Genomic DNA, 288 nt, shown 5'->3' on the forward strand with positions numbered 1-288 from the left:
GCCGAGGTGACGCACACGCGCGCACTGGTCGATGAATGCGCCGCCGAGTTGAAGGCCGAGGGCGTGGAGCATGCTAGCTTCGACCTCGGCGTGATGATCGAGACGCCGGCCGCCGTGCTGATCGCGCCGGCGCTGGCGAAGGAAGTGGCGTTCTTCTCGATCGGCACCAATGATCTCACCCAGTACATCATGGCCGCCGACCGCCTCAACCCGACGGTCGCCAAGCTCAATGACGTCACCAATCCGGCGGTGATGGCGGCAATCGAACTGACGGCTAAGGCGGGTGTC

Annotated in this window: 1 protein-coding gene; it reads left to right on the forward strand. The window is 64.9% G+C overall.

Features of this window, described 5'->3' with window-relative positions:
- The coding region (locus EN818_RS31270; RefSeq protein ID WP_348631435.1) for a putative PEP-binding protein at window positions 1-288 on the forward strand (288 nt) is incomplete at both ends.

The sequence above is a fragment of the Mesorhizobium sp. M3A.F.Ca.ET.175.01.1.1 genome, from assembly GCF_004791945.1.
Classification (GTDB): Bacteria; Pseudomonadota; Alphaproteobacteria; order Rhizobiales; family Rhizobiaceae; genus Mesorhizobium.